Raw genomic sequence first — 13,722 nt, 5'->3', positions numbered from 1 at the left:
CGAGCAGCTGCCCTAGCTTAAGGTTCCGACACCAACTGCGAAGTTGACGCCAGAGACTAACGCAACCTTTCGTGGCATAGCCCTTACGCAGACTCCCTCGTGGCTTGCAGCGCTACCTTGTTGGCAGAAAGGAAATCTCGCATGGTCGTAGGCTTGCGGCCCGTCAACTCTTCGACGGCCTGCGTGACAGTGGCATGGAAGCCAATGGCCGTGGCCTGATCGAACCCGACCAGCGCACCAATTAACGTACGTGGCAGGCCAGTTCCAGCCATGACATCACGCAGTGCAGCCGCCGTGACTTCCTCATGCACCAACTGCTTACCCGTCAGCTCTGACACGAACGCGGCAATTTCTTCTGCGGTCACGGCTGCCGGTCCGGTGACCTCGATAATCCGGTTAGAGCTGTCGCCCGAAGCTAGTACCGCCGCATCGGCCCGGGCGCAGTCTTCACGCGTAACCCAGTGACGCCCTCGGTTGGCCGTCGCGGTGGTCAATACGCCACTGGCAATTGCCTGCGTCAGCATCCACAGCATGTTTTCGGCATAGAGCCCATGGCGCATGAAGGTCCAACTCATCGAGCTTGCGGCGATGGCCTGCTCAGTCCAGAAATGATCGTCTTCCACGGCACTCTCGCTGCTAGGTTGCGGCGACGGCAACGATGTATAGACGATGTGCCTGACTCCAGCTCTCTCGGCCGCGGCGATAGCAGCCTTGTGCTGGGCCAGACGCCGACCGGGCACGTGGATGGCATCGGTGCTAATCAGCAACATGCGGTCGATACCAGCAAAAGCCGAAGACAGGAATTCCGGGTGGTCGAAGTCGGCAGCGCGGACTTCGACCCCCTTAGCGGCAAGGTCAGCCAACTTGGACGGATCGCGCGTGCTGGCAACGATGGGACCGGCGTTTATTTCCAGCAGTGACTCGACTACGCGACGACCAAGATTGCCGGAAGCGCCGGTTACTAAGAGACGTTGGGACATGGTGGATCTGCCTTGACGGTTGGGTTGATGGGGGGATGGCGTGTTGCTCACGCCCCTGCCGTTGAACACCAGCAGCCCTACCTTTACGAGCTACAAGGTGACGTGAAGACCATAGGAACACCGCGAGATGGCGGGTGCTTCGGACAACTTCAATCCAAGAGTAGAAAAGGGACTTAGTTCTCTTTTGTTCCTTAGGATAATATTGGCACTGTCGCGCTACCCACAAGAAGGCACATCCATGTCACCGAGAAACACCCAAATGCCGGACGAGTGCCTTTTCGTACGCGAAATCCTCGACCGGGTCGGTGACAAGTGGAGTCTTTGCATCGTGGGCGCCTTGCGAGCGGGGCCCAAACGCTTCAATGAGCTCAAGCGCGCCGTCGAGGGCATTTCTCAGCGCATGCTGACTCTCACACTTCGTGGACTGGAGCGCGACGGATTAATTAAGCGCAAGATGTACCCAACGATCCCGCCGCGAGTGGATTACGAACTGACTGATCTTGGTCAGACCCTGTTGGAACCGGTGCTCGCCCTCGTTGCCTGGGCAGAACAGAACAAGGTGGTCATTCAGGGCGCGCGATCGAACTATGACGCAATGAGCGGGACGTCGTCGCCACCGGCTCCACTGCCTTTGCAGGCGCACTCTGACGCGTGAGTCCAGCCTCGCTATAACGGAACGGTTTCTTCTCACGTCGCTGCTGCCGGTCTGAAGTGGATCCCTGTTGATAGAAGGATTGTTGGCGGGCACATAAAATGTCCCGGAACTCGACGTCTTGCACCTAGCGCTGCATCGCATCGACACGTAGCTCAGCGTGCTTCAATGTCGGAGTCATCGTGCAATAAAAAAACCCGCTTCGAGGAGCGGGTTTCTGTACGGCCGGCCGGGAAGCGCTGTTACAGCAGCTTTTCCAGTTCCGGGATGGCTTCGAACAGGTCAGCCACCAGGCCGTAGTCAGCCACCTGGAAGATCGGGGCTTCTTCGTCCTTGTTGATCGCGACGATGACCTTGGAGTCTTTCATACCGGCCAGGTGCTGGATGGCACCGGAGATGCCCACGGCGATGTACAGCTGCGGGGCAACGATCTTGCCGGTCTGGCCGACCTGCATGTCGTTCGGTACGAAACCGGCGTCGACCGCGGCACGGGAAGCACCGACGGCAGCACCCAGCTTGTCGGCCAGGGCGTACAGGTGCTTGAAGTTGTCGCCGTTCTGCATGCCGCGACCGCCGGAGACGACGATCTTGGCAGCGGTCAGTTCCGGACGATCGGACTTGGCCAGTTCTTCACCAACGAAAGCGGATTTGCCCGCATCGGCAGCACCACCCACCGCTTCAACGGCAGCGGCACCGCCTTCAGCGGAAGCGGCGTCGAAACCGGTGGTACGCACGGTGATCACCTTCACGGCAGCCGAGGACTGCACGGTGGCGATGGCGTTACCGGCGTAGATCGGGCGTTTGAAGGTGTCGACGCTTTCAACGGCGATGATCTCGGAGATCTGATCGACGTCCAGCAGGGCGGCCACGCGCGGCAGGTAGTTCTTGCCGTTGGTGGTGGCGGGTGCCAGCACGTGGCTGTAGCCCTTGCCCAGCTCAGCGATCAGCGGCGCGACGTTTTCCGGCAACTGGTGCGCGTAGGCTGCGTTATCGGCAACCAGGACCTTGGCCACACCGGCAATCTTGGCAGCGGCTTCAGCGGCAGCACCTACACCAGCACCCGCGACCAGCACGTGGATGTCACCACCGATCTTCTGGGCGGCGGCAACGGTGTTGAGGGTGGCGGCCGCCAGCGCGGCATTGGTGTGTTCAGCGATTACAAGGACGGCCATCTCAGATCACCTTCGCTTCATTCTTCAGTTTCTCGACCAGCTCGGCCACGGACTTGACCTTGATACCGGCCTGGCGGGCGGCCGGTGCTTCGACTTTCAGGGTCTTCACGGTGGACGCGGTGGAAACGCCCAGGGCGTCCGGGGTCACCACGTCCAGCGGCTTCTTCTTGGCTTTCATGATGTTCGGCAGCGACGCGTAGCGCGGCTCGTTCAGGCGCAGGTCGGTGGTGACGATCGCCGGCAGGTTCAGCGCCACGGTCTGCAGGCCGCCGTCGATTTCACGGGTGACGTTGGCCTTGTCGCTAGCCACTTCGACCTTGGAGGCGAAGGTGCCCTGGGCGTAGCCAGTGAGGGCGCCCAGCATCTGGCCGGTCTGGTTGTTGTCGCTGTCGATGGCCTGCTTGCCGAGGATGACCAGTTGCGGCTGCTCCTTGTCGACCACGGCCTTGAGCAGCTTGGCCACGGCCAGGGAGTTCAGCTCGTCGGCGGACTCGACCAGGATGGCGCGATCGGCGCCCAGGGCCAGGGCAGTACGCAGCTGCTCCTGAGCGGTGTTCGGGCCGATGGTGACGACGACGATTTCACTCGCTACGCCTTTTTCTTTCAGACGAACGGCTTCTTCCACGGCAATTTCGCAGAAGGGGTTCATCGACATCTTCACGTTGGCGAGGTCGACGCCGGAGTTATCCGCCTTGACGCGGACTTTGACGTTGTAGTCGACCACTCGTTTAACGGCAACGAGGACTTTCATAAGAGTCTCCAAAAACAATATGAGCGGAGCAAACCCGGAGATGTGCTCTAACAATAGGGGGAAGTCAGAGCTCCCCGAGCTGTTCGATCACCCCAGCCGCCTTGAGCTCACTCAGACGGGCATCGCTGAGACCAAGCTGACGCTTCAGTACTACGTCGGTGTGCTCACCAAGACGTGGTGCTGGGCGCACGTACTGGACGGGCGTATCGGACAGCTTCACCGGACTACCAACCATCCTGAACTCGGGATTCAGCGCATGGGGGATATCGACCAGCATTTCACGAGCCACCACTTGTGGTTCGGCCAGTGCCCGACCGATATCGTTGATGACTCCTACCGGTACCTTGGCCGCGTGAATTTTGGCTACCCAGCTGTCGGCGGTATCACTAAGGAAGTGTTCGGCAAGCATGCTGACGATCGCCTCGCGGTTTCGTACTCGATCGGCATTTTTCGCGAAGCGCGGATCACTCGGCAGGTCAGGAAGGCCGATGACATTGCACAAGGCAACGAACTGGCCGTCGTTACCGCAAGCGATGATGAAGTCCCGGTCCTGGGCGGAAAATACTTGGTAAGGGACAATGTTGACGTGCGCATTGCCCTGACGCCCGGGGGAACGCTCGGTGCTCAGGTAGTTCTGGCTCTGATTACCCAGTGCTGCGACCTGCACGTCCAACAGTGCCATGTCACAGTGCTGCCCACGGCCAGTCTTCTGACGCGCGAGCAATGCAGCCTGAATCGCGATGGTGGAATACAGACCAGTCATCAAATCAGCCACGGCAACCCCGACCTTCTGGGGACCGGCGCCCGGTATCCCATCCTTCTCGCCGGTGATGCTCATCAGCCCACCCATGCCCTGGATGATGAAGTCATAGCCAGGCTCTTCCGAACGCGGGCCGGTCTGACCAAAACCGGTGATCGAGCAGTACACCAGCCGCGGATTGAGCTTCGACAGACTGTCGTAGTCGAGTCCGTACTTCGCCAGTGAACCAGCCTTATAGTTTTCGATCAGTACATCGCACTCACAAACCATCGCACGAACCAACTCTTGCCCTTCAGGCGTGGCGAGATTCAGTGCTACCGAAAGCTTATTGCGGTTGGCGGACTGGTAGTAGGACGCCTCGGAGCTGTCAGAACCGTCAGCGTTCTTCATGTAGGGAGGCCCCCACCCTCGGGTGTCGTCCCCCACGCCAGGCCGTTCGATTTTGATGACTTCCGCTCCCAGGTCAGCCAGCAGCTGGCCACACCAGGGGCCGGCCAAAACTCGACTCAGGTCCAGTACGCGGTATCCGGTTAGTGCACCCATTTTTTACACCCTCGCTACTGCGCGCTTACACACGCTCGATCACCATCGCCAGCCCCTGGCCGACACCGATGCACAGACTCACAACCGCATAGCGCCCACCACTGCACTGCAACTCTCGTGCTGCACTTAGGGCAAGCCGCGCACCGGAAGCACCCAGCGGGTGCCCCACTGCAATTGCACCACCATTGGGATTTACGCGAATATCGTCGAAGGCAACGCCGAGTCCGCGCAGGCAAACCAGTACCTGGGAGGCGAAGGCCTCGTTGATCTCAATGATGTCCATGTCTGCCAGACTCAGCCCGGCGCGCTGAAGCGCCTTGTTGATCGCCTCAACCGGTCCGACGCCCATGATGCGCGGCTCTACACCGACCGCGGCTGCGGAGAGAATGCGGGCCATTGGTTTAAGGCCGAAGCGCTCACCTGCTGCAGCAGAACCGATCAGCAAAGCTGCTGCACCATCGTTCACACCAGATGCATTGCCTGCGGTGACAACCCCACCGTCGAACAGTGGCCGCAGCCGTGCCAGGGCAGCCTGGTCGGACTCGGGACGAGGATGCTCGTCATGCTCGACGATTCTGGGCGGCGTCTTACGGCCGGTGGGCACACTGACAGGCATAATCTCGTCGGCGAAGAAACCGAGACTTCGAGCCGCTTCGTAGCGCGCTTGGGAAGCTGCGGCGAAACGGTCGGCCTCCTCGCGGCTGATGCCATATTCATGAGCCACGTTGTCGCCAGTCTGCGGCATGCTGTCGTTGCCAAAAGCCTCAACGATTCGCGGGTTGGGAAAGCGTGCACCGATCGTACTGTCGAACGCTGTGAAGTCACGGCTGTAGGCCGCTTCGGCCTTGGCAATCACGAATGGCGCGCGAGACATGCTTTCCACGCCACCGGCGACAAACAGATCGCCCTCACCGCAGGTCACCGCCCGCGCGGCATCGATTACCGCCGCCAAGCCGCTGGCGCACAGGCGGTTAACCGTCTGCCCCGGCACAGTCACTGGCAGGCCGGCCAGCAAGGCGGCATGACGGGCAATGTTTCGGCTGTCTTCGCCGGCCTGGTTGGTGTTGCCGAGGATCACATCCTCAACAGCGTCACCCGGCACGCCATTTCGGGCCAGCAGTTCACGAATCACAAGAGCAGCGAGATCGTCCGGACGAACCGGAGCAAGTGCACCGCCATGGCGCCCAAAGGGTGTACGCAGGCCGGCATACAGAAATGCATTGAGCATGAAATGTTCCCAGGTCAGTTGAATGAAGGTTTAGGCAAGCGCCGGTTCGGGTTGGCGCAGGGAAAGTCCCAGCTCAGCTCGGCGCCGCAGCCAGGGTCCGGGGCGATAGCGCGGATCACCAGTCAGGTAGGACATGCGCTCAAGAATTTCCAGCAGGCGCTTCGCGCCCAACTCATCACCCCAAGCAAGTGGCCCATGCGGATACCCCAGACCACGACGCACCCCCTCATCCAGGTCATCCACGGTGGAGATCCTTTGCTGAACGATGTCGCCAGCCAAGTTAACGATCATGGCCATTACGCGCTGGGCGACGAAACCAACACTGTCGTTGATAACGGTCACGCCGACGCCGTCCCCAGCCAACAATGCATGAGCAGCTTCACGCATGATTGGTGCAGTCGCGGGCGTCTGCATCAGGCAGCGGTGGCGCTGTAGGTCCAGCAGCATGTCGATGCATATAGTGCGTGCCGGATCGGTGCCGAAGCGCAGACAGGCGCTGCTTGCATCACGGCCATAAGGCGCCAACAAGCAGAGTGCTTCCTCGGAGGGGTGCTCGCCCCGCTCCAAACGCCCGCCCAATCTCTGCACCAACGCGCCCAGGGTGACGCCATCTTGCTCATTCTCTGCCCCGATCCAAACCGGTGGTAGAACCTGCACCGTCGGCACCAACTGCGGGGCGGGAGCATCGATCATCTGCCCATCCTGATAGCGGTAGAAGCCGCGTCCAACCTTGCGCCCTACGTGCCCTGCCTCAAGCATCAGGCGTGTAAGCGCGGCCGGCCGATAGCGAGGATCCTGATAGAACTGGTTGTAGATCGACTCGATTACTGGATGCGAGACATCAAGAGCAGTGAGATCGAAGAGCTCCAGCGGCCCCATACGGAAGCCCATACCCTCGCGCAGGATGCGATCGATATCGGCTGGCTCAGCCACGCCCTCCTTGAGGATCTGCAGCGCCTCTGTGCTGTAGGCGCGGCCAGCGTGGTTGATGATGAATCCGGGAGTATCCTTCGCGCGGATGCCACGGTGCCCCATGCGCGTCGCAAGCGCCTGCAAGCAATCACCTACGGCCGGATCGGTAGCTAAGCCGTCAATCACTTCGACGACTTTCATCAGCGGTACCGGGTTGAAGAAATGGAAACCAGCCACGCGCTCGGGATGACGGCAGTTTCGGGCAATACTGGTCACCGACAGCGACGATGTATTGGTAGCCAAAATGCATTCGGCGGCAACTACTACCTCCAGCTCAGCGAGGAGTTTCTGCTTTATGTCCAACCGCTCGATGATGGCTTCCACCACCAATTGGGCATCGCTCAGTCGCTCCAAGGCGGTCGCGACCTGTAGTCGCTCCACTGCTGCCTGTGCTTCGTCAGCCGGAATCTTGCCCTTCTCCACCAACTTGTCGAAGGTCCTCTTGAGGTTGTCGCAGGCAGCCTGTGCAGCGCCCTCCCGGGCATCGAATAGTTGAACCTGGATGCCAGCCTGTACGGCGATCTGGGCAATGCCGGTGCCCATGACACCGGTACCGACGATGGCCATACGCTCGATACTGCGTGTCATGTCACTCCCCCTTGAAGATGGCTTCACGTTTTTCCAGGAAGGCGGCTGCGCCTTCCTTTTGGTCTTGCGAGTCAAACAGCAGCTGGAAAGCCTTGCGCTCCAGCGTCAGCGCGCTGTCCAACGGCAGATCGGCACCGCACAGCAGCACCTCTTTGATCTGCGCTACTGCCAACGGCGGTAGTGCTGCAATCTCCGAGGCGAGCTCAAGCGCTCGCGACAATGTCCGATCATCGCTCACAACTTCACTGACCATGCCGATGGCCAACGCTTCAGGGGCCTTAACTAAGCAGCCGGTCAGGGCGATTCGCATCGCATGGAATTTGCCTACCGCGCGAATCAAGCGCTGGGTGCCACCGGCCCCGGGCATGAGCCCCAGCTTCACCTCAGGCTGACCGAATCGGGCCGACTCACCGGCAACGATGAGATCGCAATGCATGGCAAGTTCGCAGCCTCCGCCCAAGGCGAAGCCATTCACTGCTGCAATGACTGGCTTCGGGCAGCGGCTGATCGCCTCCCACAAGTACTCGGTATGCCGAAGGTACATCTCGATCGGGGTAGCCTGGGCGAACTCGCGAATGTCAGCTCCGGCGACGAAGCAACTCTCGCCACCGGTCAGGACGATTGCCCGCACTCGCGAGTCGCTGGCAAGAGCACGGAAATGCTCGGCCAACTGCTGACGCACGCGGGTGTTAAGCGCGTTACGCGCCTCAGGACGGTCAATGCGGACAATCGCCACGCCGTTCTCTTGAATCTGCACATGGACGAGGGTGTCTTCTTGGGAACTCATACTGCCTCCAACCAAGTTTCGTCAGACGAAACGCGATTTCGTATTTGTGATCATCATAGAGACAGGTCAACCTGGATGTAAACGCCAAGCGTCTGACAAAATATAAATTTCATATATATCAATAACTTAAACAAATATCTGAATGAGCGATTGGCGCAATCAGCAGAAAACGTTAGAATTTCGCCTGACGAAACTCAATTTTATTTTCTTGATTTCTTGAAAAGGAGGGTTCTACCATGCGTCGCAACAGGGTGGATCGGGATGACGGCGGGCAATCTAGCCATGAGAGCGAACTTGCCCTCCTGGAAAAGGGCCTGCTTGACCCCATCACAGCGATGAACGAGGAGGAGAACAGTGGTCAGTTCGTCACTGCGCTAGCCCGTGGTCTTGAACTGATGCGTTGCTTCAGCCCACGCGAAAACGTGCTCGGAAATCAGGAATTGGCTCGTATGACCGGCCTACCCAAGCCGACCGTGACGCGGCTGACCAACACGCTGATGCGCTTGGGCTGTCTGAAGCGAGAGCTGCACTCGGGCAAGTATCAGCTGGATGTAGGCGTGCTCGGATTTGGCTACGCGATGCTCTCCAACCTGTCGATCAGGACTGTCGCGCATCCACTGATGGAACAGCTGGCAAACCATGCGCAGGCTGCCGTTGCCATGGCAGCCCGCGACAGATTGCAGATGGTTTACCTGGATGTAGTACAGGGCCAGGGAAACATGACGATGCGCAGGCAGATCGGAACCTACCTGCCGCTAGCGCAGAGCTCGGTAGGCCGAGCATGCCTGGCCGCGATGCCGGAGAACGAGCGGGAATTCCTGCTTGAACATATGCGTCAGCGCGAAGTTGAACAGTGGCCAGCCCTGCGCAAAGGGCTGGAGCGCGCGCTCAGGGATTACGCCGATTACGGCTATTGCCTGTCGATCGGCGAGTGGCACCGCGACGTCAACTCTGTCGCTGTGCCCTTGGTACATCCGCAGTATGGGCTGCTGGCCTTCAACTGCGGCGGACCGAGCTTCCAGCTACCACGCGAGAAGCTCGAAGACGATATCGGGCCTCGCCTGATCAACATGGTTAACAACATTGGCGCCGCCGCTCGCTGACCCCAAGGGGTGACGGTGCCCAGCCACACCGGCCCGATTTTGGGCCTTGAGGAGAGCACATGATCCGTGACCCCGAAACCCTGCAGATACTGCTGGACTCCATTCGCCAGTTCGTCGACCAGGAACTGATCCCTCGCGAAAACGAAGTGGCGGAAACCGACGCCATTCCACAAGACATCGTCGATCAGATGCGGGAAATGGGTCTGTTTGGCCTGACCATCCCCGAAGAATTCGGTGGCCTTGGCGTTACCATGGAAGAGGAGGTGAACATTGCCTTCGAACTTGGGCGCACCTCTCCGGCCTTCCGCTCCTACATCGGTACCAACAATGGGATCGGCTCGATTGGCATCCTGGTCGACGGTACCGAAGAACAGAAGCGCCACTTCCTGCCGAAGCTGGCCAGCGGCGAGCTGCTCAGTTCCTTCTGCCTCACCGAGCCGGACGCTGGTTCCGACGCAGCCTCGCTGAAGACCACGGCAGTACGCGACGGCGATAGCTACGTACTCAACGGCACCAAACGCTTCATCACCAATGCACCGCACGCAGGCATCTACACTGTGATGGCGCGCACCAACCCTGAAATCAAGGGCGCTGGCGGTATCAGCGCGTTCATTGTCGAGCGCGGCACCCCAGGCATCTCGCTGGGCAAGCCCGACCACAAGATGGGCCAGAAAGGTGCGCACACTTGCGATGTGATTTTCGACAACGTACGTGTCCCTGCCAGCCAGCTCATCGGTGGCGTCGAAGGTGTCGGATTCAAAACCGCCATGAAAGTACTCGACAAAGGGCGCCTGCACATTGCCGCGCTTAGTGTAGGCGCAGCTGAGCGCATGCTTGACGATGCACTCCGGTATGCCGTCGAGCGTAAACAGTTCGGCAAGCCGATCGCCGAGTTCCAGCTGATCCAGGCCATGCTGGCCGACAGCAAAGCCGAACTCTACGCCGCTCGCTGCATGGTTCTGGATGCAGCGCGCAAGCGTGACGACGGCCGCAATGTCAGCACTGAGGCCTCCTGTGCCAAGATGTTCGCCACCGAGATGTGCGGCCGCGTAGCTGATCGCTGCGTACAGATCCATGGTGGCGCCGGCTACGTAAGCGAATACGCTATCGAACGCTTCTATCGCGACGTACGTTTGTTCCGAATCTACGAAGGCACCACGCAGATCCAGCAGGTCGTCATCGCTCGCAATATGATTCGCGACGCTCAGCTATAACCACCATCGCTTCTGGCTAGAGCCGGTCGCCAATTCGGCGCACCAGCTCATGCCTGCGAAGGTGCTCAAGAAGCTTACCGATGTACCGGAAGTCCCGGCCCATGAACGATCACTGCACGTAATATGATCCGCAACAGGAGTGATTGATGGGCCGCTGGTACCTGGTCAAATTGAGATAGCTCTCTCTTTGATGGACTTAGCTGTTCGCTTGTATTGGTTCCCTCAAGGCCGGAAGACTTATCGGTTGACTGGCCTTTTTTACATGGATGCGTCTTTCATTCGAAGTGGCCAAATATCATTGGACTAATGTGCAGGGCGCCAGCATTCAAGCTCAGAATCAGTTGCCACTTTGAGCACTATCAGCCTTGCGCGAGGACATCGCACTCCCTCGTTTAAACATGTACCCGGTAACAAACTTGATCAGTGACCTTTTAGCTTCTCGTCAAATATCTTAGCCTCATCGAGAAGCCACTCCCGGAAAGCCTCTAACGGGCCGCTATGCCGCATGTCGTTCGGATAGACCAAATAGTAAGAATAAGCAGCGGGGATGGATAATTGGTGCGCACGAACAACACCACTCGCCCAAACAGCGTCAGAGATAAAAAACTCCGGCACCAATGCTATACCCAAGCCAGCCTCTGCCGCTCGGATCACCATTGAATGTAGCTCGAATCCAACGCTCTGCACGGGAACTGCATCCTCTGGAATTTGCGCTGCATCGAACCACTGCCGCCATGACTCAGGGCGAGTTGTTGAATATAGAAGTGGAAACTTTAGAACGTCAGCTGGCTCCTTGATGCTATCGCCGATTAGATCACTCCGAGCGATTACAATCATTGTTTCGCCGAACAAGAGATCTGAAGTCGCGCGTGGCCAGACAGGCTTGCCATGGTGTATAGCAGCCTCAAAGTGCTCTTCATCAAAAGAAAATGGGTTCGTCCGTACCCCCATATTCACTTTCATTCCCGGATGTTGTGCGTAAAAGCTTGGAAGTCGTGGTATCAGCCATTCCGTGGCAAAGGTTGGCAACACTGCTAACTCGAGACTCCCCTCTCCCGTGCCGTGGGCGGCGATAGACAGAGTGTCTCGTTCGATTTTTCGCAGCGCGGCTCGCACCTGCTCGCTATACAGCCTTCCAGGTTTGGTCAGCATTACCCGCTGCTTGACTCGTACAAACAGCCGAATGTTGAGATTCGCCTCGAGTCCATTGACCTGCCGAGACACTGCGCTTTCGGTCAATGACAACTCCCGGGCAGCGAGGGTGAAGCTCTCGTGACGAGCTGCGGCTTCGAAAGCGATCAATGCGGACATAGGTGGAATTCGTGTGCGCTGCATGGCTCTGTTCCAAAAAGTCATCAAGTAGCAATTTTAAATCGCTTTACGCGAAGAGGGTAGATCGAAAAACTTGGCCCGTACACCGCAGGCAGCGATGTCCCGATCGGCGTAACCCTAACACCGCGAACCAACAGCGCAAGATGAGTTTTTCGCAAGACGTCCTGGTGGCAACAGCTTCCATGTCACCAGGACGACCTCTCCTTGAGGACGCGATCTCGCGCCAAGCGGTACAGGGTAGACAAAGCAAAGGATGCATCTGACATAGCACCACAGGATCGCAAGTCCGACACCGCCAAACAGATGTTTCCTGCCTGCCCAATAAAACCAATACGGCCATTGCCCCTACTTCGGCCCGAGAGGACTGCTCATGTACAGCTTTTCCCCTGCCTTCGTTAACCCCATGAGCTCTCCCATTCGGGAGCTGTTCAAGTATCTCAGCGAGCCAGGGATGATTTCCTTTGCGGGCGGATACCCAGATCCGGCTCTGTTCGACGTGGAAGGCCTACAAGAGGCTTCGGTACGAGCGTTCGCAAACAGCCGCACCTGCCTCCAATATGGCAGCACTGATGGAGGTCCGGAGATAAAGGCCCAAATCGTCCGACTCATGCAGGGTAGAGGCGTGAGCGCCCAGCCGGAGAACGTCATCGTCACGACGGGTTCGCAACAGGCATTCGACTTGCTCCTGCGGGTGCTTCTGGACATTGGTGATCACGTGTTTGTCGAGCAACCCACCTACACAACCAATATCCAAGCGCTGCGTACCCACCAGGCGCGAATGACGCCCGTGCCTGTGGATGCGGACGGATTGGATGTCACGTCGCTCGAGCGCCTCCTCGAGTCCGCAGAGGCTGCTGCCGACTTGCCTAAGCTGGTCTACACAGTTCCGACCTTCGGCAATCCCTCGGGAGCAACTCTTTCGGTGGAGCGTCGTCGCCGACTGCTCGAGCTCGCAGTTCAATACAAGTTCGTGATCGTGGAAGACGACCCGTACGGCGATCTGCGCTTTTCGGGTGAGCCCGTACCTTCCTTGCTTGCGCTGGCGGAACAAGTGCCTGGTGCCTCCGACTGGATCGTTCACCTCGCGAGCCTTTCGAAGATTGTTGCTCCCGGCATCCGCATCGGCTGGGCAATTGCGCCGAGCGAAATCGCCCGCCGCCTCTATGTTGCGAAGCAGAGCGCTGACGTGGGCAGTTCGCCCTGGACTCAGGGTATTGCTGCCGAGTACCTCGCCAGCGGCAAGCTCGAGGTGCATCTCGACAAGATCCGCCAGGCCTACGGGGCGAAATGCCGTGCCCTGAGCCACGGGCTGAAAGAGCTGGTAGGGGATGCGATTTCTTTCCACGAGCCAGCGGGTGGCATGTTCATTTGGGCCAAGCTCGCCGGTGGCTACAAAGCGGCGGACCTGCTCAAAGAAGCGATTCCTCGCAAAGTCATTTTCGTCCCCGGAACAGGTTTCCATGCAGAGAACCCTGATCCGTCAACGCTGCGACTCTCGTTCGCCGCGCCAAGCCTGGATGACATTTCCGAAGGGGTTCGCAGGCTGGCGAAAGCGATCAATGCGGTTCATGCAACTGCCCGAACGAATTGAAGAGCGGTAGTGAACTAAATAGTACACAGGGTTTGTGCACTTCCTTCGA

General features: G+C 58.8%; 12 protein-coding genes. 4 read left to right on the top strand and 8 right to left on the bottom strand.

The window, feature by feature from the left end:
- Window positions 1-83: 83 nt before the first annotated feature.
- Complete coding sequence (locus tag PJW05_RS03165) at window positions 84-980, bottom strand: SDR family oxidoreductase (RefSeq protein ID WP_023663379.1); 897 nt, start codon at window positions 978-980, stop codon at window positions 84-86.
- A 238-nt stretch (window positions 981-1,218) separates the two neighbouring features.
- Between PJW05_RS03165 and PJW05_RS03160 the strand changes: the two genes are divergently transcribed.
- On the top strand, window positions 1,219-1,635 hold the full coding sequence (locus tag PJW05_RS03160; RefSeq protein WP_023663378.1) for a winged helix-turn-helix transcriptional regulator: 417 nt from the start codon (window positions 1,219-1,221) through the stop codon (window positions 1,633-1,635).
- A gap of 239 nt (window positions 1,636-1,874) precedes the next feature.
- Here the strand turns inward: PJW05_RS03160 and PJW05_RS03155 are convergent, their stop codons facing one another.
- The 6 genes from PJW05_RS03155 to PJW05_RS03130 all read right to left on the bottom strand — a co-directional run bounded on the left by PJW05_RS03155 (window position 1,875) and on the right by PJW05_RS03130 (window position 8,433).
- Entirely contained in the window at window positions 1,875-2,804 is a 930-nt protein-coding gene (locus tag PJW05_RS03155; RefSeq protein WP_108240822.1) for an electron transfer flavoprotein subunit alpha/FixB family protein, read from the bottom strand.
- 1 nt (window position 2,805) lies between these two features.
- Window positions 2,806-3,555: an electron transfer flavoprotein subunit beta/FixA family protein gene (locus PJW05_RS03150; RefSeq protein WP_108240821.1), complete on the bottom strand. Its 750-nt coding sequence runs from the start codon at window positions 3,553-3,555 to the stop codon at window positions 2,806-2,808.
- 64 nt (window positions 3,556-3,619) lie between these two features.
- Window positions 3,620-4,858, bottom strand: coding sequence for a CaiB/BaiF CoA transferase family protein (locus PJW05_RS03145; protein WP_023663562.1), 1,239 nt, complete (start codon window positions 4,856-4,858; stop codon window positions 3,620-3,622).
- Between the two features lie 25 nt (window positions 4,859-4,883).
- The gene (locus PJW05_RS03140) at window positions 4,884-6,086 is read right to left on the bottom strand and encodes a 3-oxoadipyl-CoA thiolase (RefSeq protein WP_108240820.1); all 1,203 of its coding nucleotides are present in this window, start codon (window positions 6,084-6,086) and stop codon (window positions 4,884-4,886) included.
- A 30-nt stretch (window positions 6,087-6,116) separates the two neighbouring features.
- Window positions 6,117-7,646, bottom strand: coding sequence for a 3-hydroxyacyl-CoA dehydrogenase (locus tag PJW05_RS03135; RefSeq protein WP_023663564.1), 1,530 nt, complete (start codon window positions 7,644-7,646; stop codon window positions 6,117-6,119).
- A gap of 1 nt (window position 7,647) precedes the next feature.
- Window positions 7,648-8,433 carry an enoyl-CoA hydratase gene (locus PJW05_RS03130; RefSeq protein ID WP_023663565.1) on the bottom strand — a complete coding sequence of 262 codons (786 nt, stop codon included), beginning with the start codon at window positions 8,431-8,433 and terminating at the stop codon, window positions 7,648-7,650.
- A 236-nt stretch (window positions 8,434-8,669) separates the two neighbouring features.
- Between PJW05_RS03130 and PJW05_RS03125 the strand changes: the two genes are divergently transcribed.
- Window positions 8,670-9,536, top strand: coding sequence for an IclR family transcriptional regulator (locus PJW05_RS03125; RefSeq protein WP_108240819.1), 867 nt, complete (start codon window positions 8,670-8,672; stop codon window positions 9,534-9,536).
- 59 nt (window positions 9,537-9,595) lie between these two features.
- Window positions 9,596-10,750, top strand: coding sequence for an acyl-CoA dehydrogenase family protein (locus PJW05_RS03120; protein ID WP_031325928.1), 1,155 nt, complete (start codon window positions 9,596-9,598; stop codon window positions 10,748-10,750).
- Window positions 10,751-11,170: 420 nt separating this feature from the next.
- On the opposite strand, the gene PJW05_RS03115 is transcribed toward PJW05_RS03120, so the two are convergent.
- Window positions 11,171-12,061 carry a LysR substrate-binding domain-containing protein gene (locus PJW05_RS03115; protein WP_205579777.1) on the bottom strand — a complete coding sequence of 297 codons (891 nt, stop codon included), beginning with the start codon at window positions 12,059-12,061 and terminating at the stop codon, window positions 11,171-11,173.
- 391 nt (window positions 12,062-12,452) lie between these two features.
- On the opposite strand from PJW05_RS03115, the gene PJW05_RS03110 reads away from it, so the two are divergent.
- Window positions 12,453-13,673 (top strand): aminotransferase-like domain-containing protein, encoded by a 1,221-nt coding sequence (locus tag PJW05_RS03110; RefSeq protein ID WP_108240817.1) that lies wholly within the window; start codon window positions 12,453-12,455, stop codon window positions 13,671-13,673.
- Window positions 13,674-13,722 lie beyond the last annotated feature (49 nt).

Source organism: Pseudomonas sp. Q1-7 (assembly GCF_028010285.1).
Taxonomy (GTDB): Bacteria; Pseudomonadota; Gammaproteobacteria; order Pseudomonadales; family Pseudomonadaceae; genus Metapseudomonas.
The sequence above is the reverse complement of the archived record's forward strand: the minus strand, read 5'-3'. Positions and strand labels throughout refer to the sequence as shown.

Bases quoted from the DNA above. Each gene is read 5' to 3' on its own strand.
- PJW05_RS03165 (WP_023663379.1), bottom strand. From the start codon at position 980: ATGTCCCAACGTCTCTTAGTAACCGGCGCTTCCGGCAATCTTGGTCGT.
- PJW05_RS03160 (WP_023663378.1), top strand. From the start codon at position 1,219: ATGTCACCGAGAAACACCCAAATGCCGGACGAGTGCCTTTTCGTACGC.
- PJW05_RS03155 (WP_108240822.1), bottom strand. From the start codon at position 2,804: ATGGCCGTCCTTGTAATCGCTGAACACACCAATGCCGCGCTGGCGGCC.
- PJW05_RS03150 (WP_108240821.1), bottom strand. From the start codon at position 3,555: ATGAAAGTCCTCGTTGCCGTTAAACGAGTGGTCGACTACAACGTCAAA.
- PJW05_RS03145 (WP_023663562.1), bottom strand. From the start codon at position 4,858: ATGGGTGCACTAACCGGATACCGCGTACTGGACCTGAGTCGAGTTTTG.
- PJW05_RS03140 (WP_108240820.1), bottom strand. From the start codon at position 6,086: ATGCTCAATGCATTTCTGTATGCCGGCCTGCGTACACCCTTTGGGCGC.
- PJW05_RS03135 (WP_023663564.1), bottom strand. From the start codon at position 7,646: ATGACACGCAGTATCGAGCGTATGGCCATCGTCGGTACCGGTGTCATG.
- PJW05_RS03130 (WP_023663565.1), bottom strand. From the start codon at position 8,433: ATGAGTTCCCAAGAAGACACCCTCGTCCATGTGCAGATTCAAGAGAAC.
- PJW05_RS03125 (WP_108240819.1), top strand. From the start codon at position 8,670: ATGCGTCGCAACAGGGTGGATCGGGATGACGGCGGGCAATCTAGCCAT.
- PJW05_RS03120 (WP_031325928.1), top strand. From the start codon at position 9,596: ATGATCCGTGACCCCGAAACCCTGCAGATACTGCTGGACTCCATTCGC.
- PJW05_RS03115 (WP_205579777.1), bottom strand. From the start codon at position 12,061: ATGTCCGCATTGATCGCTTTCGAAGCCGCAGCTCGTCACGAGAGCTTC.
- PJW05_RS03110 (WP_108240817.1), top strand. From the start codon at position 12,453: ATGTACAGCTTTTCCCCTGCCTTCGTTAACCCCATGAGCTCTCCCATT.